The organism is Herbaspirillum sp. Her4 (assembly GCF_057961335.1).
Genome location: NZ_CM176330.1, coordinates 299,476 through 320,405 on the forward strand (window position 1 = coordinate 299,476; position 20,930 = coordinate 320,405).

A 20,930-nucleotide genomic window follows, 5' to 3' on the forward strand; every position below is an offset into this window, starting at 1 on the left:
GAAAAAAACCGCCTGTCTTGCAACAGGCGGTTTTTGTTTGAAGCAGCGATCAACGGAAAAAATTTAAATGATATAAATCGTTTATATTTTTTGATCCGTTCATCGAAAATCAGAAATCAGAACAGCTCGTTCTTCATCTGCGTCTTGGCTTTTTCTTCTTCCGGCGTCAGTCCACCGCGATCGCCCATGCCCAGGTCACGCACCATTGCGCTGGGCGGGAACTCGGCATAGTAGTACTCGCCGCCCGATTCGATCACGCCATCCGGCACCTTGCGGTCCACGTTGGGCACATCCTTGAGCGCCTTGGACATGTAGCTGATCCACACCGGCAGGGCCAGGCCGCCACCGGTTTCGCGGTCGCCCAGGCTCTTGGGCTGGTCATAGCCAATCCACGCAATCGCGGTCAGGCCCGGTTGATAGCCGGCGAACCAGGCATCCATGGAATCGTTGGTGGTACCGGTCTTGCCGGCCAGGTCGGTGCGTTTGAGCGACAAGGCCTTGACGGCGGTGCCATGGCGCACCACGTCGCGCAGCATGCTGTCCATGATGAAGGCATTGCGTGCATCGATGACGCGATTGGATTCATCCTCGGCAGTAGCCGGCTTGGCCTGCGAGAGGACTTCGCCGTTGCTGTCGGTGACCTTGGTGATCAGGTAGGGATTGATCTTGTAGCCGCCGTTGGCAAACACCGAATACGCGCCCACCATCTGCAGCGGCGTGACGTTGCCCGCGCCCAGCGCCAGGGTCAGGTAGGGCGGGTTCTTGTCGGCATCGAAACCGAAGCGGGTGATGTATTCCTGCGCATACTTCACGCCCACGCGCTCCAGGATGCGGATGGACACCAGGTTGATCGACTTCTGCAAGGCGCGGCGCATCGAGATCGGGCCTTCGAACTTGCCACCGTAGTTCTTCGGCTGCCACACCTGGCCGCCGGTCTGGGTGAAGGTCAGCGGCGCATCATTGATGATGGTGGCCGGCGACAGGCCCTTTTCCAGCGACGACGAATAGATGAAGGGCTTGAACGACGAACCCGGCTGGCGCCACGCCTGCGTGACGTGGTTGAACTTGTTGCGGTTGAAGTCGAAGCCGCCGACCAGCGAGCGGATCGCACCATCGCGCGAGTTCACCGAGACGAAGGCCGATTCCACTTCCGGCATCTGGGTGATGATCCAGCTGTTGCCATCCTGGAACACGCGGATGATGGCGCCACGGCGGATCTTTTTCTGCGGCGGTGCCTTGTCCGACAGCAGGTTGGCACCGAAGCCCAGGCCGGCACCGGAGATGCTGATCTCTTCGCCGGTCGAGAGCATGGCGGTGATTTCCTTGGGCTTGGCCTCCAGCACCACGGCGGCGACCATGTCGTCACTGTCGGGATGGTCGGCCAGTTCCACTTCAACCGCATCTTCCACCACTTCCTTGGTGGCCTTCTCCGGCAGCTCCATGTAGCCTTCCGGACCGCGATAGCCATGGCGGCGCTCATAGTCGATGATGCCGCGGCGCAGGGCGATGTAGGCGGCGTCCTGGTCGGCCTTGGTGATGGTGGTGAAGACGTTCAGGCCACGCGTGTAGGTCTCGTCCTTGTATTGCGCATAGACCAGCTGGCGCGCCATTTCGGCCACGTATTCGGCGTGCATGCCAAAGGCCGAGCTGTCTCCCTTGACGCGCAGTTCCTCATCCTTGGCTTCCTGATACTGGGCCTCGGTGATGTAGCCCAGCTGCCGCATGCGCAGCAGGATGTACTGCTGGCGGGCGTGCGCGCGCTTGGGATTGACCACCGGGTTGTAGGCCGAGGGGGCCTTGGGCAGGCCGGCCAGCATGGCTGCTTCGGCGATGGTGAGGTCCTTCAGTTGCTTGCCGAAATAGATCTGGGCGGCCGAGGCGAAGCCATAGGCGCGCTGGCCCAGATAGATCTGGTTCATGTAGACCTCGAGGATCTGGTCCTTGGTGAGGTTGTTCTCGATCTTCCAGGCCAGCGGAATCTCATAGAAAAACTTGCGCGTGGCCTTCTGCAGGAAGGTCGGCTCGTTGCTGGTCAGGAAGAAGTTGCGCGCCACCTGCTGCGTGATGGTGGAAGCACCGCCGCCGCCGCCGGACAGGTTGGAGAAGGTGGCGCGGGCGATACCCTGGTAGTCGACACCGCCGTGTTCGTAGAAACGGTCATCCTCGATGGCCAGCACGGCCTTCTTCATGATGTCCGGGATGTCCTTGAAGTGGACCAGGTTGCGGCGCTCCTCGCCGAATTCGCCGATCAGCACGCCATCGGCGGAGAAGATGCGCAGCGGGATCTTGGGGCGATAGTCGGTCAGCGTATCGAGGTCGGGCAGCTTGGGATAGGTCAGGGCGACGATGAAGGTCACGCCCAGCAGCACCATCACCACCAGGCCCAGCACGGTACCGAACAAACCCAGGAGGATGCGCAGCGACCAGTGCATGCGCTTGCGGGGCGCTTTTTCTGCGGGGGCATCCGCCGATGCCGGTTTGGGTTGATCGCCGCCGTTGGAAGATGAAGACATTCGAATTAAGCGTTAAAGCAGGCCGAAGCTGCAGGCCAGAGCCGGAGTGGAAGAAACAAGCCCGCATTATAGCGGCTCGCCCTGAGCCGCCGCGCGGCCGGGTGTTGCAAATAGACCAAAGGGCAGGAGGCCGGTTCCGGAGTGAGAGCGGGGAAGTGCGGCATTGGGCGCAAATTGCTGCAAATTGACGGGCATTCCTCAAGTTTCAGCGATTCCCGCCTGGCCGCGCAGACCGGAGAATCCGGGGTTTCCCTCCGCATGAGAACGGCATATGACAGGCTTACCCCACTTTTTCGGCCTCGGCACCCCGCGCCTGTGCGCAGGCCTCGACATCGCGACCGACCGTGTGCGGCTGGCGCTGCTGCGCCGTAGCGGCCGCCGCGCGCAGTTATTGAAGCTGACGCAGCGGCTCACCGGCGGAGTGATCTGCCGGGACGGACAGATCACCGACTTCGAGGCCTTGACCCTGATCTGCCGCTCCCTGCTGGATGAGGCCGGCTGCCAGGGTGCCGCCCTGGCGCTGGCGGTCCCGGTGCAAGGCCTCACCGGACGCCGACTCGTGCTGCCGGCCGACAGCCACCCGGTACAACGCTGGCGGCAAGTGCAATCCGAACTCGCGGCCCACGGCATCGCCGCTGACGATCACGCCATGGACTACCGTGAACTGGGTCCGCCGCCGGGCTCGCCCTCGGACCAGCAGGTACTGGCGGTGGCCGCCTCCCGGCTCATCATCGAAGACCGCCTGTCGCTGGCTGCAGCGGTGGGCCGGCCGCTGGTCACCCTGGCACCGGAAGACCTGTGCCTGGCCGCCTGGCTGCGCGACGACCGGCTTCCCGGCGAGACCGCCGTGCTGCGCCTGGATCGCAGCGCCCGCTGGCTGCTGCACGGCGAGGGTCCCAGCCACGCCTTGCCGGAGGTCAGCGCCCGCGGCGGGCACCTGGCCCTGCTGGCGCACGCCGCGCCCTTGCTGAAACCCCTGCCGCGTCGCCTGCTCCTGAGTGGCGACCATCCGTCTCTCGGCACGATTGCCCGCGCCTTCGTCAAGTACGCGGGGCTGGAGGCCCGGGTGGCCGCGCCTCCCTCCTCGCTGGTGCTGACGCCGCAGATCGCGGCGCTGATGCCGCCGGACTACCAGCTGGCACTGGCCCTGGCCTGGGAGGGACTGGCATGAGATGCGACATGGATTTCTCTCAGTCACCGGCACAGCGGCGGCGCACGCGGGAACGGAATTTCTATCGAGTGCTGGTCTTCTTCCTGCTGCTGGGCATCGCGCTGGCGGCCTTCCCCGGCTGGCGCGTTTCCTTGCACACGGCCTCACTGCAAAAAGCCAATGTGCTGTTGACCGGCGAGTTGCATACCCTGGCCCCCCGGGCCAGGCAAACGGCCGAGTTGCGCAGCCAGATCGCCGCGCTGGAAAAGCAGATCACGGCACACCAGCATCTCGGCAAACGCCGCCAGCAGTCGGCGCAATTGCTGCGGGCTGCCGCCCGAGCGGCGCAGGCAAGCGCGGGCAAGATCCGCCTGCACCGCCTGTTGCTGCAAGGCGATCGCGGCGAATTGCGCGGCCAGGCGGCCAGCGCGCAGGAAGTCCGCGACTTTACCGCCGCGCTGGGTGCTGCCGGCCTGGAGGGGGCCACCCTGCATGACCTGCACGTCGAAGACGGTGCCTATGCCTTCATCCTGGCCATCCCCCTGCCGGCCTTGCAGACGGGCACGTCCCCCGCGCCCGCCCCCGCAACCGCAGCCAAGGTGGCCGCACCGTGAACCAGTCGCGCTGGCAGACCCATCCCGCGCACTGGCCGTTGCTGCCCCGGCTGGCCTTGTGTTTGCTGGCCCTGCTGGCGTGTGCAGGCAGTGGCCTGCTGCTGGCCGTGAGCGAACTGGATGAGGCACGGCGGTCCGCGCGCCAACGGCAGCAGGATCTGCGCGTGCAATACCAGGCGGCATTGACGCAGCAGGCGCAACTGCCTGTCCTGCAATCACGCGAACGGGCGCTGGCGGTACAGCTGGCCGCACAGCAGAGCCAGTTGTGGCCGCCCGAGCAGCTGCAGCCGGAGCTGCTGCAAGCCAAGCTGGCCCGCCGCGCCAGTGAATGCGGGCTGACGCTGTCCTCCTTCAAGCCATTGAGCGGCAAGCTGGCCGCGGCCATCGTGCTGCGCGGCACTCATGCCGGCCTGCTGCGCTTTGTGGAACTGGTCAGCAGCCTGCCCTTGCCTGTGATGGTCGAGCGGCTCGATGTCAATGTCGTCGAACAGGACGGGCAAAGCGAGTTGCAGATGAATGCCTCCGTGAGCGCACTGGTGACGGCGAGCCTGTCCGGCACCGCGACGAAGGAGAGCGCGCCATGAGCCCGCTCTGGCTGGCAGCGCTGCCGGTCTTGCTGGCGGGGCTGGTGATGGGCGCAATGATGGCGCTCGACCATCCCGATGAAGTCCACGCCACGCGGATGTGGATCACGCAGGTCCGGCCCTCTTCCACCCTGCCCCTTCCTGCTGCCGCCCTCTCCGACGCGGCGACGGAAGACAGCCTCCCCGGCGAGGACAGCGAGTTGCCCGATCCCTTCCAGCTCGGCGCGCTTGCGCCCGCCAGTCCGACGCGACCGGCCGCCTCACGGGTTCGCGCGCAAGATGAGGAGGATGAAGAAAACAGTCCAGTCCCGGCCGCCGCCCCGATTGCCCCGCTTCCGACGCCCGTCCTGCGCCTGCTGGGTACGCTGCGCCGTGATCAGGAGTGGATCGCCATCGCTGAACTGGAGGGCAGCACCAGGCAGTTGCAAACCGGGGATACGTTGCCTGGCGGCCTCGGACGTGTCCTGGCGGTACGCGAAGACGCCCTCGACATCGGCCAGGACGACGCTGCTCGACAGACCATTGCCATGAGCACCCTCCCCGCTGCCAGCCCGATGGCCATCGCTCCTGCGCGCAAGGTCCCGGCGCGAACTTCCCAGCGCAACACACGTCGCCGCCTGATCCGTCCCGGAATGTCGCCATGAAAATGATCCTGTTCCTGCTGGCCCTGCTGGCGAGCCACGCTGCCTTGGCGGAAAACCGCCTGCTGGCCATCCATCTCCATCCCCGTGCAGACGGTACGACCCTGGAACTGCAGTTGCAGGCACCGGTGGACCCGGCACTGGTCCAGAACTTCCTGTTGATCGAGCCGCCGCAGTTGGTCCTCGACCTGCCCCGGAGCACGGCTGCGGCAACACTTGCGCGGTCCCTGAACGGCAGCGGGCTGGTCAAGCGCATCCAGCTCGCCGAAGATGATGACCGCCTGCGCCTGCAGGTGCTGCTCAAGCATGCCGCCATCTACCAACTGCGCGCCGAAGAAGATCGCCTGCTGGTGGACCTGACGCTGCAGCCGCCCTCCGATCCCGTTGCGCTGCAAGCGATCGACTTGCGCCGCGGCCCACAGGGCGAGGCGCACCTGGCAGTGGACATGGGCAGCCACGCACATACCGTGCAGGTACGCCAGCTGGGAGGACGCCTGGTCGTCGACATCGCCAGTGCGACCGTCCCGCTGGCCCTGCGGCGGCTGGTCGAGACCGGACAGATGGGCACGCCGGTCCTGCAATACCGTGCTTACGGCCATCAGGACGGCGCGCGCCTGGTCCTGGAGATGCAGGGCCAGTGGCGCTACCAGGCCTATCAGAGCAAACGCCGGCTGATGATCGATGTCCTGCCGGTCAAATCGGCTCTGACCGGGATTGCGGCGGCCGGCTTGCAGGAAGGCAAGACCTACGGCGGCCCCCGGCTGTCGCTGAACTTCCAGAACATCGAGGTGCGTACCGCCCTGCAAGTGCTGGCCGAGCACAGCGGCGTCAACATCGTGGCCAGCGATACGGTCACGGGCCAGCTGAGCCTGCGCCTGAAGGACCTGCCCTGGGAACAGGTGCTGGACCTGATCCTGCAGGCCCGGGGGCTGGAAATGCGCCGTCATGGCGAAGTGCTGTGGATCGCGCCGCGCGACGAGATGCTGGCGCGCGAGCGACTGGAGCTGGAGCAGAAGGCCATGATCGCCGACCTCGAACCCTTGCACGCCGAGAGCTTCCAGCTCAATTATCAGCGCGCCGACACCCTGCGCAAGGCGCTGGGCATCGGCGAAGACGGCAGCACCCAGGCCAATCGCCGCAATGCCCTGCTGTCGCGCCGTGGCAGCGCCATGATCGACAGCCACACCAACCAGTTGCTGGTCACCGACACGCTGGCCGTACTGGCCAATGTACGCAAGCTGATCGAGCGCATCGATGTGGCCTCGCGCCAGGTGCTCATCGAAGCCCGCATTGTCGAGGCCGACGACAGCTTTTCGCGCAATCTCGGCATCAAGCTGGGATTGGCCGCCACCACACGCGTTGCCGCCGTCGGCAACGGCTATGCGGCCATCGCTGAACAGAGTGGCCAGACGCCGGCCACACCCGATCTCACCCTGCGCGAACCGGCCCTGAACCTGCGCGCCGACGGCCTCAGCGGCGCAGCCCCGGGCAGCTTCGCCTTCACCCTCTTCAATGCCGCTGCCCGGCGCTTCCTCAACGTCGAACTCTCGGCACTGGAAGCCGACGGGCGCGGCAAGATCGTCTCCAGCCCGCGCCTGATCACGGCCGACCAGCAGGCAGCGCTGATCGAGCAGGGCGAAGAAATTCCCTACCAGCAATCTGTCGGCAATGGCAGCACCGCCACCGCCTTCAAGAAGGCCAACCTCAAGCTGGAGGTCACGCCCCAGATCACCCCGGACGGCAACGTGATCCTCGACGTGGACGTCAACAAGGACAGCCGGGGCAGCGTCACGCCGGGCGGGCTGGCCATCAACACCAAGCACATCAAGACCAAGGTCCAGGTCGAGGATGGCGGCACGGTGGTCATCGGCGGCATCTACACCCAGACCGACAACGACCACGAGACGCGGGTACCGCTGCTGGGCGACCTCCCGGTGCTGGGGGCGCTGTTTCGCAGCCAGAGCAAGGTGCGGGACAAGACCGAGCTGCTGATCTTCCTGACCCCGCGCATCGTCGCCGGGCCGCGCCCGTATTGAGCCGGAAGGCCCCGGCCACGGGATTTTTCCCCGGTGGCGGGCCAAAGAACGGTAAAATCGCTATTCCAGGCCCGCTGCGCCGGGCGCAAGCCCGCCAGCGGCGGGCAACACAGCCGTCCACCGGGCGGCAGGCGACCGTGCCGGCAGACGTGCGGCGCCATGACATTGGCCAGTAGCGCAAAGCGCAGAATTCTTAGATATGACGGGAAGCATTTTCCTTGTCGGCCTGATGGGAGCCGGCAAGACCACCATAGGCCGGGCCCTGGCCAAAAAGCTGAACAAGCGCTTCGTCGATTCGGACCACGAGATCGAAGCGCGGACCGGTGCCACCATCCCGGTGATCTTCGAGATCGAGGGCGAGGAGAACTTCCGTCGCCGCGAAGCCGAGATCATCCGCGAGCTCGCAGCCCAGCCCGACATCGTGCTGGCCACCGGCGGCGGTGCCGTCCTGCGTGCCGAGAATCGCGAGAACCTCAAGAAGGGCGGCACCGTCGTCTACCTGCGCGCCAGCATCAACCAGATCCTGCAACGTACCGGCCGCGACAAGAACCGCCCGCTGCTGCAGACCGCCGATCCGCGCCGCAAGCTCGAAGAGCTGTCGCGCCAGCGCGATCCGCTGTATCGCGAAGTGGCCGATTTCGTCGTCGAGACCAACCGGCCCAATGTGCAATTCCTGGTGCAGACCATCATCAGCCATCTGGAACTCTCGCCCAAGCATGGTTCCTGGCTGGCCGAACCGGAACCTGACGAAACCGTCGTATTCGAGAGTCACAGCGCGGTCCTGACGCAAGGCGCGGACGGCAGCACCACGCTGTCCCGCAGTCATTCCACCCAGATCTTCCATGGTGCCGCCAGCACCGAACCGAATCTTCGCAGCATGAACCAGAACACCGCTCCCGCCGCTACCACGATCGCTTCGCTGACCCTCAACGTCGACCTGGGCGAACGCAGCTATCCCATCCACATCGGCCGCGGCCTGCTGGATGACGCCACGCTTTTGCCGCAATACGTCAAGGGCAAGCGCGTGGCCATCGTCACCAATGACAAGGTCGGTCCGCTCTACCTCGACAAGGTGGCGCAAGCGCTGCGCGCGGCAGGCAAGCAGGTCACCGAGATCGTGCTGCCCGATGGCGAGGAAGAGAAGAACTGGGCCAGCCTGATGAAGATCTTCGATCGTCTGCTGGCCGACAAGTGCGACCGCAAGACCACCCTCATCGCCCTGGGCGGCGGCGTGATCGGCGACCTGACCGGCTTTGCGGCCGCCTCCTACATGCGCGGCGTGCCCTTCGTGCAAGTGCCCACGACCTTGCTGTCGCAGGTGGATTCCTCGGTGGGCGGCAAGACCGGCATCAACCATCCGCTGGGCAAGAACATGATCGGCGCCTTCTACCAGCCGCAGGCCGTCATCGCCGATACCGCCACCCTGCACACCCTGCCCCCGCGCGAACTGGCGGCCGGCATTGCCGAAGTCATCAAGCACGGTGCCATCATCGATGCTCCCTTCTTCGACTGGATCGAAACCAATATGGCGCGCCTGGTCTCCAAGGATGACGCCGCCCTGGCCTATGCCATCCAGCGCTCCTGCGAGATCAAGGCCGAGGTGGTGCGCCAGGACGAACGCGAAGGCGGCCTGCGCGCCATCCTCAACTTCGGCCACACCTTCGGCCATGCGATCGAGAATGGCCTGGGCTACGGCCAGTGGCTGCATGGCGAGGCGGTCGGTTGCGGCATGGTGATGGCGGCCGATCTGTCGCAGCGCCTGGGCTACATCGATGCCGCCACGCGCGAACGGATCCGCGCCGTGACCGCCGCGGCCGGCCTGCCGACGGTGGCCCCGAACCTGGGCACCGAACGCTGGCTGGACCTGATGGAAGTGGACAAGAAGAACGAAGGCGGCGCGATCAAGTTCATCCTGATCAAGCCGCTGGGCAGTCCCCTGATTACCAACGCGCCGCAGGAACTGCTCTTGCAAACCCTGGCGGCCTGCACCGGAGAATGACATGCACACTGAAGCGCCCGACCATCTCGCCCCCTATGCCGCCCACTCGGCAAGTTCGCGAGGCCGGCGCTTCAGTGAAACGCCACCGGGCTCGCGCAGCGAATTCCAGCGCGACCGTGACCGCATCGTCCACTCCACCGCCTTCCGCCGTCTCGAATACAAGACGCAGGTCTTCGTCAATCATGAAGGCGACCTGTTCCGCACCCGCCTGACCCACAGCATCGAAGTCGCCCAGATCGCACGCTCCTGCGCGCGCAACCTGCAACTGAACGAAGACCTGGTGGAAGCCATCTCGCTGGCCCACGACCTCGGCCACACGCCCTTCGGCCATGCCGGGCAGGACGAGCTCAACCACTGCATGAAGCATCACGGCGGCTTCGAACACAACCTGCAGAGCCTGCGCGTGGTCGATGAGCTGGAGCAGCACTACGCTGCCTTCGATGGCCTCAATCTCACCTTCGAGACGCGCGAAGGCATCCTCAAGCACTGCTCCCTGCACAATGCGCGCCAGCTGGGCGAGATCGGCGTGCGCTTCCTGGAAAAGAAGCAGCCCTCGCTGGAAGCGCAGCTGGCCAACCTGGCCGATGAGATCGCCTACAACAATCACGACATCGACGATGGCCTGCGCTCCGGCCTGTTGACCATGGAGCTGATGAGCGAAGTCGATTTCTTCGCACGCCATCTGCGCGAAGTCGAACAGGCGTATCCCGGCATCACCGGACGCCGCGTCATCCATGAGACCGTGCGCCGCATGATCAATGCGCTCATCGTCGACCTGAACCAGACCTCGCGCAGCCGCATCGCCGAGATCGCCCCGCGCGACATCGAGGATGTGCGCAATGCGCCGCAGCTCATCGCCTTCTCCGATGCGATGGCAGCCGAAGCGGCCATCCTGAAAAAATTCCTGCGCGAGAAGCTCTACCGCCACTATCAGGTCAATCGCATGACGGCCAAGGCACGGCGCATCATTGCAGAGATGTTCGAAGCCTTCACCACGCAGCCCAGCCTGCTGCCGCCGGACTATCAGGTCAAGGGCATCACGGACGAAACCCAGCGTCTCGACAAGCAGGCGCGCAAAGTCGCCGACTACATCGCCGGCATGACCGATCGCTATGCCATTCGCGAGCATCGGCGCTTGTTCGTGATGGAGTGAGGATTGATGGAGCGGGTGCAACGCCCGCGTTGAACGCCGCGTATCGATACGCGGCGTTTTCATTCAGCGCATCCGTGCGCCCTCATTGTCGTGCTGCCAGCGCAATTTCATTACCTCACTGCAATTGAAATCCCGCTGCCGGTCTCTCGCGCACATTTCGTTACATTTTTTCTTGATCGCCTGCATCCGTCGCAGCCAACCCGACGGCACGCACAGTATCGCCGCAAACCCGCTTCCAGCAAGGCTTTTCCAAAGATTGCGCGGGTGCAATGCAGGCTTGTCAACGAAGTCCCCCAGAAACTGACAGGTGTAAATTTATGTCAATATCAAGTCCGCTTTGAACAGGCCGTTATGCAGGAATGGAGTGGATGCGCATGGTGCGCAGTTTCGCTTCCGTGGATCCGTCTCCCCCTCTGATGCCCGGATCCCCTTTCATTTTCAGGAGACCGTCATGGCTATCGGCAACACCAGCGGCGTGGACAACAAGTCCCTGCTGCCCGTCACCCCTTCTTCCACTTCGTCGACCTCTGCCGCAGCGTCAGACAACGACAAGCTGCCCGCCACCGCCGGCGACAGCAGCGGCGGCGACAAGATCGCCCAGGCCAAGCAAGCCAACCTGCTCACCGTGAGCGGCACCAAGGCCCAGTTCAATCTCTCCATCGTGCAATCCTCGCTGGAGGTATCGCTGCAGACGCAGAACGATCCGCTGTCACTGGTCTACAAGACCGCCATCGAGAACATCAACGATATCCTGCGTCCGCAGCTGGGCGACAACGCCATCCAGACCGCATCGACCCAGGACAATTCGCCGGAGGCAACGGCCGGCCGTATCGTCTCCTTCATCACCAACATGTTCGAGCTCTACAAGCAGAACAATCCGGACAAGGAAGATGCCAGCAACATCGACGACTACATGAACCTGATCTTCAAGGGTGTCGACCAGGGCTTCAAGGAAGCGCGCGGCATCCTGGAGAGCCTGAACGTGCTGCAAGGCGATATCGCCAGCAACATCGACAAGACCTATGACCTGGTGCAGAAGGCGCTGGGCGACTTCATCAACAAGGTCAAGGGCGGCAAGCAGGAGGGTGAGGACGGATCGGGCAGCGAAGGCAATGCGGATGGCCAGGGCGGTACGCTGGTGGCCAGCGAGACGACTGTCAGTATTTCAGTGTCGGTGAGCCAGACGCGGATCAGCACCAGTGCGTAATCGCACCTTGCAGTCGCGCTGAGTTGCAAAAGCCAATTCGCAAAAACTAATAAAAAAGAGGCTGTCTCTGTTGGGAGACAGCCTCTTTTTACTTATTTTTCATGACATCGAAAGGCGTGAGAAAGACCGCCCTCGACATCACAAACCATCACAAAAAAACATCACCCACGCAACTTCGCAAACGCCGCCGCCATCGCATTGTTGGCCGGTGCCTGCTCACGGCCACGCTGGTTCTGGTGTTGCGACAAACGGCGCGAATCGGTACGGTCACCGCGCTGTTCATTGCGCGCACCCGGGGCCGGCGCGGTGTCGTTCAGGCGCATGGTCAGGGCGATGCGCTTGCGCTTCTCGTCCACTTCCAGCACCTTGACCTTGACCACCTGGCCGGCCTTGACCACGGTGTGCGGATCCTTCACATAGCTGTTGGACAGCGCCGAAATGTGGACCAGGCCATCCTGGTGCACGCCGATGTCGACGAAGGCACCGAAGGCCGCCACGTTGGTGACCACGCCTTCGAGGATCATGTCCACGCGCAGGTCCTTGATCTCTTCCACGCCTTCCTTGAAGGTGGCGGTGGTGAACTCGGGACGCGGGTCACGGCCTGGCTTGTCGAGTTCCTTCAAGATGTCGGTGACGGTGGGCACACCGAACTTCTCATCGGCATACTTGGCCGGCGACAGGCCCTTCAACAGCGAGGTCTGGCCCAGCACGCTCTTCACATCCTTCTTGATGTCGGCCAGGATCTTTTCCACCAGCGGATAGGATTCCGGGTGCACCGCCGAGGCATCCAGCGGGTTCTCGCCATTCATCACGCGCAGGAAGCCGGCGGCTTGCTCGAAGGTCTTGTCGCCCAGGCGCGGCACCTCACGCAGCGCTGCGCGGGAATTGAACATACCCTTCATATCCCGGTAGGACACGATGCTCTGCGCCACGCTGGCGTTGAGCCCGGAGACGCGCGCCAGCAGCGGTGCGGAAGCGGTGTTCACATCGACCCCCACCGCGTTGACGCAGTCCTCGACCACGGCATCCAGCGAGCGCGCCAGTTGCGACTGGCTCACATCGTGCTGGTACTGGCCCACGCCGATGGACTTGGGATCGATCTTGACCAGCTCGGCCAGCGGGTCCTGCAGGCGGCGCGCAATCGAGACCGCGCCGCGCAGCGACACGTCCAGATCCGGCAATTCCTTGGAAGCGAATTCGGAGGCCGAATACACCGACGCGCCCGCTTCGGAGACCACGATCTTGGTGAGCTTGAGTTCGGGACGCAGTTTGATGAGGTCCTGGGCCAGCTTGTCAGTCTCACGCGAGGCGGTGCCGTTGCCAATCGAGATCAGCGAGACATTGTGCTTCTCGGCCAGTTGCGAGAGGGTATGCAGCGAACCGTTCCAGTCATTGCGCGGCTGGTGAGGATAGATGGTATCGGTGGCGACGACCTTGCCGGTGGCGTCCACGATGGCGACCTTCACGCCGGTACGCAGGCCCGGATCCAGGCCCATGGTGGCACGCGGGCCGGCCGGTGCCGCCAGCAGCAGGTCCTTCAGGTTGCGGGCGAAGACGTTGATGGCTTCAGCCTCGGCCTTCTCGCGCAGGTTGGTCATCAGCTCGGTTTCGAGGTGCATGAAGACTTTCACGCGCCAGGCCCAGCGTACCGTGTCGGAGAGCCATTTGTCGGCCGGACGGCCCTTGTTGGACACACCGAAACGTGAAGCAATGCGACCTTCGCAGGGATTGTGCGGGGCATCCCACTTCGGCTTCTCTTCTTCGGTATCCAGGCGCAGGATGACGTTCAACATCTCTTCGCGGCGGCCACGGAACAGTGCCAGGGCGCGGTGCGAGGGAATGGTGGAATAGGTTTCGGAGTAATCGAAATAGTCGGCGAATTTTTCACCGGCATCCTGCTTGCCCTCGATCACCTTGGATTCGACCACGCCGTGCTCGGTGAGGTATTCACGCAGGCTCTGCAGCAGCTCGGCATCTTCCGAGAAACGCTCCATGAGGATCTGGCGCGCGCCATCCAGGGCGGCCTTGGTATCGGGCACGCCGGGGTTGTCGCCGTTGTCGGTGGTGAAGGCGGGCTTGATGAACTTGGCCGCTTCTTCTTCCGGATTCAGGGCCGGGTCATTCAGGAGCGCATCGGCCAGCTCGGTCAGGCCGGCTTCGGCGGCGATCTGGGCCTTGGTGCGGCGCTTGGGCTTGTAGGGCAGGTAGAGGTCTTCCAGGCGGGTCTTGTCTTCCGCATGGGTGATGGCGTCCAGCAGCACGGGCGTCATCTTGCCCTGCTCTTCGATGGAGGCGATGATCGCGGCGCGGCGGCTTTCCAGCTCGCGCAGGTAACGCAGGCGCTCTTCCAGCAGACGCAGTTGGACATCGTCCAGGCCGCCGGTGACTTCCTTGCGGTAGCGGGCGATGAAGGGAACGGTGGCACCTTCGTCCAGCAAGGCGATGGCGGCAGCGACCTGAACCGGCTTGGCGGCGAGTTCGAGGGCGAGTCGTTGTTCGATAGAAGGCAGCATGGTGAAACCCAGTCAACAGTTGAGCAATTAAGCGGTTAAGCGTTTATGCAGTGAAGAAAAACAAGCGTTGGATGATACGCAATTCAGGCAGCCAAGCCAATCTTGACATTGTGCGATTGCACGCCAAAGTGCCTTGGCACGGGCCTCGCCGGCCCCTGCCCGGCAACGCGCGGATTGGACGCGCAGCCGCAAAGCCGGGATAATCGGCGCTTTCGCATTGCGCGTTCTCGTCTCTTAGCACCATGTCCATCCGTCTCATCGTCGGTCTCGGCAACCCCGGCCCGGAATATGAACAAACCCGCCACAACGCCGGCTTCTGGCTGGTCGACAATCTCGCCGGTCCGGTGCGCCTGGCGCGCGAGCAGCGTTTCAACGCGCTGGCGGGCAAGACCAGCATCGCCGGCAATGAGGTCTGGCTGCTGGAACCGCAGACCTACATGAACCGGTCCGGCCAGTCGGTCGGTGCACTGGCGCGCTTCTACAAGATCAATCCGGATGAAGTGCTGGTGGTGCATGACGAACTGGACCTGCCGCCGGGCGCGGCCAAGATCAAGAAAGGCGGTTCCTCGGGCGGACACAACGGCTTGAAGGACATCACCGCTGCGCTGGGCACGCAAGACTACTGGCGCCTGCGCCTGGGCATCGGCCATCCGCGCACGCTGGGGCTGCAACAGCCGGTGGCCGACTTCGTGCTGCACCGGCCGCGCAAGGAAGAACAGGCGCTGATCAACGAGGCGCTGGACAAGAGCCTGAACGTCATCTCCCTGCTGGTGCAGGGCAAGTTCGAACAGGCCATGATGGAATTGCATACCGGGAAGTAATCCCCTGCCGGGGAAAAAACAAGGCAGATGAACGAAGGGCGCTCGACATGCGAGCGCCCTTTTTCTTTATCTGCTTACTTCAGCGAAGACAGTTTCTGTTCCAGTCCCTTGGCATCGACCGCGCCAGGAATGCGCGAGCCATCGGCAAAGAAGATGGTCGGCGTGCCGGTGACCTTGAGCTTCTTGCCCAGGGCCAGCACCTCTTCATGCGGGGCGTTGCAGGAGGCGGCAGCGGCCGGTGCTTCCTTGCCGCTCACCATCCACTCGTTCCAGGCCTTGCTCGGATTGGGTGCGCACCAGATGTTGCGCGACTTCACGATGGAATCCGGCGAGAGGATGTTGTACTGGAAGGTGTAGTAGGTGATGTTGTCCACTTCCTGCAGAGTCTTGTGCAGGCGCTTGCAGTAGATGCAGTTGGGATCCTCGAAGATGGCGATCACGCGCTTGCCGTTACCCTTGACGGTCTTGATGGCCTTGTCCAGCGGCAGGGCCGAGAACGGCGTCTGGTTCAGCGAATCGATCTTTTCCTTGGTGTAGTCGCGATAGGTCTGCGAATCGACCACGCGGCCGATGAAGAGATACTGGGCCTTGGCATCGGTGTAGATGACGTCGCCATCGATCTGGATTTCATAGAGACCGGCATAGGGCGTCTTGGTGACGGCATCGACCTTGGCATCCTTGCCCAGGCGCGGCTCGATGAGCTTCTTGATGGTGGCCTCGGTGCTGTCGGCGGCCTCGGCTTGCGCATGCGCGCTCACGCCCACGACGGTGGAAGCCAGCAGCACTGCCGCCATGCTCAGATGGCGCAAGGAGCTCGCACCTGCGGTCAAAAATTTTTTCATACTCGTCCTGATTCAAATCAAACGCGCGCCCAATCTTCGGAACGTCGGCCGCAAAGCCGCGCCGGGACTGGGTTCGCACATGTCTTTCAACAATGTAGGGGGAAGGTGTTGCGCTGGCGAAGACAGGCATCGTACCGCCGCGCTTCGCCAGAGGCCCTACCTTACCTGAAATCACCGTCCCTTACTGCCCCAGCGCATGGGCAATGAGGCGGCGTTTCAGGATGGGCAGATGGTTGACCAGGCTCATGCCGAGGTTGCGCACCAGGCGCACCGGCTCGGCCTCGGTGGAGAAGAGGCGATGCAGGCCGTCTGTGGCGATCTGCATCAGCAGCACTTCTTCCTTGCGGGCGCGGGCATAGCGGCGCAGCACGCGCTCGTCGCCGCAGTCGTACTGCGGTTCACGCTTGAGCAGGATGTCGATCAACGCGGCCACATCGCCGAAGCCCAGGTTCATGCCGTGGCCGGCCATGGGGTGCACGACGTGGGCGGCGTCGCCGATAAGGGCCACGCGCGGGGCGATCATCGCGTGCGGCTTGATCAGGCGCAGCGGGAAGGCCTTGGCCACTTCGGGCTGCAGCGGCGTGAGCGCGCCCAGCACTGGCGCGGCCCATTGGGCCAGGCGCTCGGCCAGGGCCGACAACGGCAGCTGCAGCAATTGATCGGCCAGCGCCTGGGGTGCGGACCAGACCAGCGAGACGCGGTTGCCCGGCAGCGGCAGCAGGGCGATCACGCCTTCGGTCGGGCTGAACCACTGGTAGGCCACGCCGCGATGGGGCAGCTCGCAGGAGAAATTGGTGACAATGGCGTTCTGGCCGTAGGCGCGGTAATCGAGGCCGATATCGCACTGCCCGCGCACCCAGGAGTTGGCGCCGTCGGCACCGACCACCAGCGCGGCTGACAGCGACTGGCCGGATTCCAGCGTCAGGGTGGCGGTCTCGCCGGCCACTGCCAGCGCGGAGGCGCGGCCGTGCAGCACGCGCACGTTGGGGGCGAAGCGCAGGGCGGCGTCGAGCGCCTGGTCGAGGTTACGGTCCTCGACGATCCAGGCCAGGGCATCGGTGCGGGCGGCGTAGGCATCGAAGGAAAGCAGGCCGGGGCGGGCTTTCTCGGGCAGGCCATCGCCATGCACGGTCATGTTGTCCACCGGCGCGATGCGGGCGGCATCCATGGCGTCCCAGACGCGCACCGACGACAGCAGGCGGTGCGCGGTGTGGTTGAGGGCGTAGACGCGCACGTCCCAGCTGGCGGGGTCGGGCGCGGTGGTCGCGGGCGGGGGAGCCAGCAGGGTCACCTTGAAGCCCGCCTGGGCCAGCCCCAGCGCCGCCGTCTTGCCGACCGCGCCGTCGCCGACGATGCAGATGTCAGTGCCAGCCGCGGCCGGCGAAGAAGTATGGGTGTGTGCTTGGGTAGTCATGCTGGCGATTATAAACGGGGTCGCGAAAACTATTTTTCAAAAAGGACTTGCATAATTTTTTAAAGTGTCTATACTTGTCCGTCTTGGCCTGGTAGCTCAGTTGGTAGAGCAGAGGATTGAAAATCCTTGTGTCGGTGGTTCGATTCCGCCCCGGGCCACCAAGTTATAGAAAACGCCAACCTTCGGGTTGGCGTTTTTCGTTTCTGCGGAAAAAACCTATGGCTCACGTCGGCCTGACTCCAATTAGCCCCATCTAGCAGCACTTCCCTACTCGAATCTTACGGAACGATAATCTTCAAGCGTGCGCTAGTCACAGAGAATCCATCAGCGCAAAAAACTCCCTGCGACCACCTTGCACCCGATCCGCACAGACGAAACAGGCGAGTAACCGCCATCCCTTTGTATCAAGATGCCGTACTGCTCTGACATCTATGTTGGAGCGTCATCCACGCTCTTCTTCGCAAACAACGGCGAGGGCAATTCAAATCTACCGCAGCCAGGAAAAAGGTGCTGACTCGCTGCCGCATTGAAGATTTTGACGGCAAGAGACCCGACACACATGGGTAAGTTGGAATATTTAAGCCGATACACCTCTGCTTGTTGCGCAACGGCTCGACGTTCGAGGGATTTACGACACGGTTTTAGGATGCACTCACTTTTCAGCCGTTCATCTTGCGACGTACGTTCATAACTTATATGACCAAACTCGCGATACTTAACGTAAAGACTAATTTCTCAATAATCAACATCTACGCGTAACCACTTGGATCGGCTAGCCCCGCCCTTGCTCATGCATACCACCTTCCAGTTCGTATAAAATTGGCAGGCTTAAAATACAAAACAACAGGGGAAGCTATGAGCGCTATCGCACAGGGGCGAAATATCGCAGATGATTTTGAAAACGAGGTTCGTCGGATTGCGCGAGCCAAATGGGTATCCGCCCAATTCTCAGGGGCAGCGCTCGTAGATGGACGTGAGCGAGATGGGGTTTTCGAAACCGATGAATCAATCAATTTCATTGAGTGCACAATCTCTGCATCTGCATCAAAGGCGCGTGATGACTCTAAAAAGATTTTTAAGGCGATTTACGATTACAACAAAGGTGGCAAATTAAAAGCAGCGGTGGGCTGGTTTATTACAAAAAATGAACCAACTGCAGACCAGAGGAAGGAAGTCAATGAGATCGGCAAGGGTCAGATTCGCGCTGTATCCTTCGCTCAGTTTCAGCAGAGTTTGATCGACGTGCGCGCCTATTTGACAGCACGAGACGACCATTCATTTGGTAGCGTCTATGACTTCGAGCACAACGGAAAACCGCCGTCTATTAAGCCGTCCATTCCATTTGTTGAGATGGGCTTTTCCTGTGCTGAGAATGGCGAGCACTATGAGCTTCTACAAGTAATAAGCGACTTGGAGGACGGAAAACATTTTGCTCTAGTCGGGCAGTATGGTGCCGGCAAGAGCATGACGTTGCGCGAAATCTATATAAAGCTTAGGGAAAGATATCTGAAAGGCGCAACGTCGAAGTTCCCAATCTACATTAATCTACGAGAGCATTCTGGGCAAAACGACCCAGTAGAAATAATTGAACGTCACGCCAGAAATATCGGTTTTCCATCTAATGCTTCATTGATCCGTGCTTGGCGGGCAGGCTTTGTTTTTCTTTTGATTGATGGCTTCGACGAAGTCACGTCACTAGGCGTTCAAGGATCGTGGAAGAAATTAAAAGATCTTCGGCAAAGATCCTTGGCAGGCGTTCGAGCTCTCATTAGAGATAGCAATCACCATGGTGTGATAGTAAGCGGGCGCAGCCACTACTTCGAAAACGATCGTGAGTTAGCGCAAGCACTTGGATTGCAAAGCGGACTTGTTCTTAGCATAGATGAGTTCACTGAAGATCAAGTGAGGAAGTTTCTCGGGGCATTTGCATCATCTCTCCAGAATTTTCAAATACCGGCGTGGTTACCGACCCGCCCCTTGCTACTTGGCTACCTAGCTGCACGTGGCTTGCTCACCGAAATTCAATACAACACGGCGTTGCCCGATGCTATTGACGGCTGGGACTATCTTCTCGATCAGATTTACAAACGGGAAGAACGTATCGAAACCAACTTAGATGGCGCAACTCTATGCCGTATTCTCCAGCGATTGTCGACCGTGGCCAGACCAAGTTTGGACGGTCTTGGTCCGATTACCCGAACAGACCTGTTTTCCGCCTTTAGCGAAATATGCGGCTATGAACCTGATGAGCAGGGCCTCCTTGCAATCCAAAGATTACCAGGATTAGGCATTTATCGTGCGGAAGATGAAAGTCGTTCTTTCGTCGACAAAGAGTTAGCAGCTATTTGTAATGGTAGAGAGCTTCTATCGTTCTTGCACTCACCTTATGAAATGGTCACGAACCAACTTTGGCTGGACGCAATGAATGTTTGTGATCGGCCGATTTCAAGCATTGGAGCTCAGTTAGTTTCGAGGAAGTTCGAAGATAAAAATGCGCTTAGGAGATGCATCCAACAGGCAGTGTCGTTTCTCAATACACGGACAGACCTCAATTGCGTTCGTGGAGATGTCGCCAAAACTTTGCTAACTGGGAATATTGATCTCCAACTTTCATTGGATGTACCTGCATTGAGTTTCTCAAGCGAGACAGTCGAGTTTCACGAATCAATGCCAAATCTCGCCAAGCTGTCGTTTAGCAACTGCATCTTCGATGAAGTTAGTATCGACCACGAAGCTCCGCCAGAGCGATTTCCGACTTTCAGCAACTGTCTTTTCGAATCCATTCATGGACGGATATCAGAAAACGACCTTCCTCCGGCCAAATTTCTATTGTGTGAATTCATCGGCTTTGACTCCACTGGCACGAATGGCGCTCTACGAGCAGTCCAACTAAAGGTGGCCGAAAAGGTGCTCTTGATCACGCTTAGAAAGCTATTTATTCAAAGTATTTCGGGAAGAGCTGAAAGCGCACTTTATCGAGGACTAAATGTTGACGAACGACGCTACGTCTCAGAAATTCTTAAATTACTGAAACGACACTCCTTCGCACTCGTGTATTCAAGAGCCGATGGCATCATCTGGATTCCGGCCCGAAAGGAGTTAAATCGCGTCAAAGCAATTCTCGCCGCGCCCTCGGAAAGTAAAGAGGAACTGCTAGCCGAAGTCCGATTACTTAACTAAGCGAGAATATTCTTCTCTCCCTGAAATAGTTCATATTTTTAGAGAACGCTGTCTAGTCGAGATCCTGAGAAAACTATTTTAAGGCAGAGTCGGGTTACCCCAGTGACTGCAAAACAGTTGCAGAGAATTCTGCGAGATTTACTCCTGGCAGTCGATTATCTTTACTAGTGCGCATATCGACAGCTTATCTTCTTACGACGTCCTAAAGTAAAGGCAATTGGGGCAGGTTTGAAAATCTCCGTGTCGGTGGTTCGATTCCGCCC

Annotated in this window: 14 protein-coding genes and 1 tRNA gene; 11 read left to right on the top strand and 4 right to left on the bottom strand. The window is 61.3% G+C overall.

The features are described 5' to 3' along the window. Positions 1 to 116 precede the first annotated feature (116 nt). Positions 117 to 2,432: a penicillin-binding protein 1A gene (locus tag ACWFUC_RS01420; RefSeq protein ID WP_084319835.1), complete on the bottom strand. Its 2,316-nt coding sequence runs from the start codon at positions 2,430 to 2,432 to the stop codon at positions 117 to 119. A gap of 352 nt (positions 2,433 to 2,784) precedes the next feature. Here ACWFUC_RS01420 and pilM point away from each other — a divergent pair, with 352 nt between their 5' ends. The 8 genes from pilM to ACWFUC_RS01460 all read left to right on the top strand — a co-directional run bounded on the left by pilM (position 2,785) and on the right by ACWFUC_RS01460 (position 11,897). Then, positions 2,785 to 3,684: a type IV pilus biogenesis protein PilM gene (gene pilM, locus ACWFUC_RS01425; protein WP_489623895.1), complete on the top strand. Its 900-nt coding sequence runs from the start codon at positions 2,785 to 2,787 to the stop codon at positions 3,682 to 3,684. 8 nt (positions 3,685 to 3,692) lie between these two features. Beyond that, entirely contained in the window at positions 3,693 to 4,277 is a 585-nt protein-coding gene (locus ACWFUC_RS01430; protein WP_489623896.1) for a pilus assembly protein, read from the top strand. Beyond that, a complete protein-coding gene (locus ACWFUC_RS01435) occupies positions 4,274 to 4,861 on the top strand; it encodes a hypothetical protein (protein ID WP_489623897.1) in 588 nt (195 codons plus the stop codon). The genes ACWFUC_RS01430 and ACWFUC_RS01435 overlap by 4 nt, the downstream gene beginning before the upstream one ends. Beyond that, positions 4,858 to 5,505 (top strand): hypothetical protein, encoded by a 648-nt coding sequence (locus tag ACWFUC_RS01440; protein ID WP_489623898.1) that lies wholly within the window; start codon positions 4,858 to 4,860, stop codon positions 5,503 to 5,505. Before ACWFUC_RS01435 ends, ACWFUC_RS01440 begins: the two co-directional genes overlap by 4 nt. After that, a complete protein-coding gene (locus ACWFUC_RS01445; protein WP_489623899.1) occupies positions 5,502 to 7,538 on the top strand; it encodes a type IV pilus secretin PilQ in 2,037 nt (678 codons plus the stop codon). The genes ACWFUC_RS01440 and ACWFUC_RS01445 overlap by 4 nt, the downstream gene beginning before the upstream one ends. 199 nt (positions 7,539 to 7,737) lie before the next feature. After that, the gene (gene aroKB, locus ACWFUC_RS01450; protein ID WP_489623900.1) at positions 7,738 to 9,537 is read left to right on the top strand and encodes a bifunctional shikimate kinase/3-dehydroquinate synthase AroKB; all 1,800 of its coding nucleotides are present in this window, start codon (positions 7,738 to 7,740) and stop codon (positions 9,535 to 9,537) included. Between the two features lies 1 nt (position 9,538). Continuing rightward, entirely contained in the window at positions 9,539 to 10,690 is a 1,152-nt protein-coding gene (locus ACWFUC_RS01455; protein WP_489623901.1) for a deoxyguanosinetriphosphate triphosphohydrolase, read from the top strand. A 451-nt stretch (positions 10,691 to 11,141) separates the two neighbouring features. Then, a complete protein-coding gene (locus ACWFUC_RS01460) occupies positions 11,142 to 11,897 on the top strand; it encodes a DUF5610 domain-containing protein (protein WP_489623902.1) in 756 nt (251 codons plus the stop codon). Positions 11,898 to 12,058: 161 nt separating this feature from the next. Here ACWFUC_RS01460 and ACWFUC_RS01465 read toward each other — a convergent pair whose 3' ends face one another. Continuing rightward, positions 12,059 to 14,410, bottom strand: a complete 2,352-nt coding sequence (locus tag ACWFUC_RS01465; RefSeq protein WP_034331269.1) for a Tex family protein — start codon at positions 14,408 to 14,410, stop codon at positions 12,059 to 12,061. Positions 14,411 to 14,652: 242 nt separating this feature from the next. Between ACWFUC_RS01465 and pth the strand changes: the two genes are divergently transcribed. Further along, positions 14,653 to 15,231: an aminoacyl-tRNA hydrolase gene (pth, locus tag ACWFUC_RS01470; protein ID WP_489623903.1), complete on the top strand. Its 579-nt coding sequence runs from the start codon at positions 14,653 to 14,655 to the stop codon at positions 15,229 to 15,231. 74 nt (positions 15,232 to 15,305) lie between these two features. On the opposite strand, the gene ACWFUC_RS01475 is transcribed toward pth, so the two are convergent. Then, entirely contained in the window at positions 15,306 to 16,073 is a 768-nt protein-coding gene (locus tag ACWFUC_RS01475; RefSeq protein WP_121040538.1) for a DsbC family protein, read from the bottom strand. Between the two features lie 181 nt (positions 16,074 to 16,254). Next, a complete protein-coding gene (locus ACWFUC_RS01480; protein WP_489623904.1) occupies positions 16,255 to 17,487 on the bottom strand; it encodes a UbiH/UbiF family hydroxylase in 1,233 nt (410 codons plus the stop codon). Between the two features lie 85 nt (positions 17,488 to 17,572). Here ACWFUC_RS01480 and ACWFUC_RS01485 point away from each other — a divergent pair. Further along, positions 17,573 to 17,648 (top strand) — tRNA-Phe (locus ACWFUC_RS01485). Between the two features lie 694 nt (positions 17,649 to 18,342). After that, the gene (locus ACWFUC_RS01490; RefSeq protein ID WP_489623905.1) at positions 18,343 to 20,667 is read left to right on the top strand and encodes an NACHT domain-containing protein; all 2,325 of its coding nucleotides are present in this window, start codon (positions 18,343 to 18,345) and stop codon (positions 20,665 to 20,667) included. Positions 20,668 to 20,930: the final 263 nt, after the last annotated feature.

Bases quoted from the DNA above. Each gene is read 5' to 3' on its own strand.
- ACWFUC_RS01430 (WP_489623896.1), top strand. From the start codon at position 3,693: ATGGATTTCTCTCAGTCACCGGCACAGCGGCGGCGCACGCGGGAACGG.
- ACWFUC_RS01455 (WP_489623901.1), top strand. From the start codon at position 9,539: ATGCACACTGAAGCGCCCGACCATCTCGCCCCCTATGCCGCCCACTCG.
- ACWFUC_RS01465 (WP_034331269.1), bottom strand. From the start codon at position 14,410: ATGCTGCCTTCTATCGAACAACGACTCGCCCTCGAACTCGCCGCCAAG.
- ACWFUC_RS01460 (WP_489623902.1), top strand. From the start codon at position 11,142: ATGGCTATCGGCAACACCAGCGGCGTGGACAACAAGTCCCTGCTGCCC.
- ACWFUC_RS01440 (WP_489623898.1), top strand. From the start codon at position 4,858: ATGAGCCCGCTCTGGCTGGCAGCGCTGCCGGTCTTGCTGGCGGGGCTG.
- ACWFUC_RS01420 (WP_084319835.1), bottom strand. From the start codon at position 2,432: ATGCACTGGTCGCTGCGCATCCTCCTGGGTTTGTTCGGTACCGTGCTG.
- ACWFUC_RS01480 (WP_489623904.1), bottom strand. From the start codon at position 17,487: ATGACTACCCAAGCACACACCCATACTTCTTCGCCGGCCGCGGCTGGC.
- ACWFUC_RS01475 (WP_121040538.1), bottom strand. From the start codon at position 16,073: ATGAAAAAATTTTTGACCGCAGGTGCGAGCTCCTTGCGCCATCTGAGC.
- ACWFUC_RS01445 (WP_489623899.1), top strand. From the start codon at position 5,502: ATGAAAATGATCCTGTTCCTGCTGGCCCTGCTGGCGAGCCACGCTGCC.
- aroKB (WP_489623900.1), top strand. From the start codon at position 7,738: ATGACGGGAAGCATTTTCCTTGTCGGCCTGATGGGAGCCGGCAAGACC.
- pth (WP_489623903.1), top strand. From the start codon at position 14,653: ATGTCCATCCGTCTCATCGTCGGTCTCGGCAACCCCGGCCCGGAATAT.
- ACWFUC_RS01490 (WP_489623905.1), top strand. From the start codon at position 18,343: ATGAGCGCTATCGCACAGGGGCGAAATATCGCAGATGATTTTGAAAAC.
- pilM (WP_489623895.1), top strand. From the start codon at position 2,785: ATGACAGGCTTACCCCACTTTTTCGGCCTCGGCACCCCGCGCCTGTGC.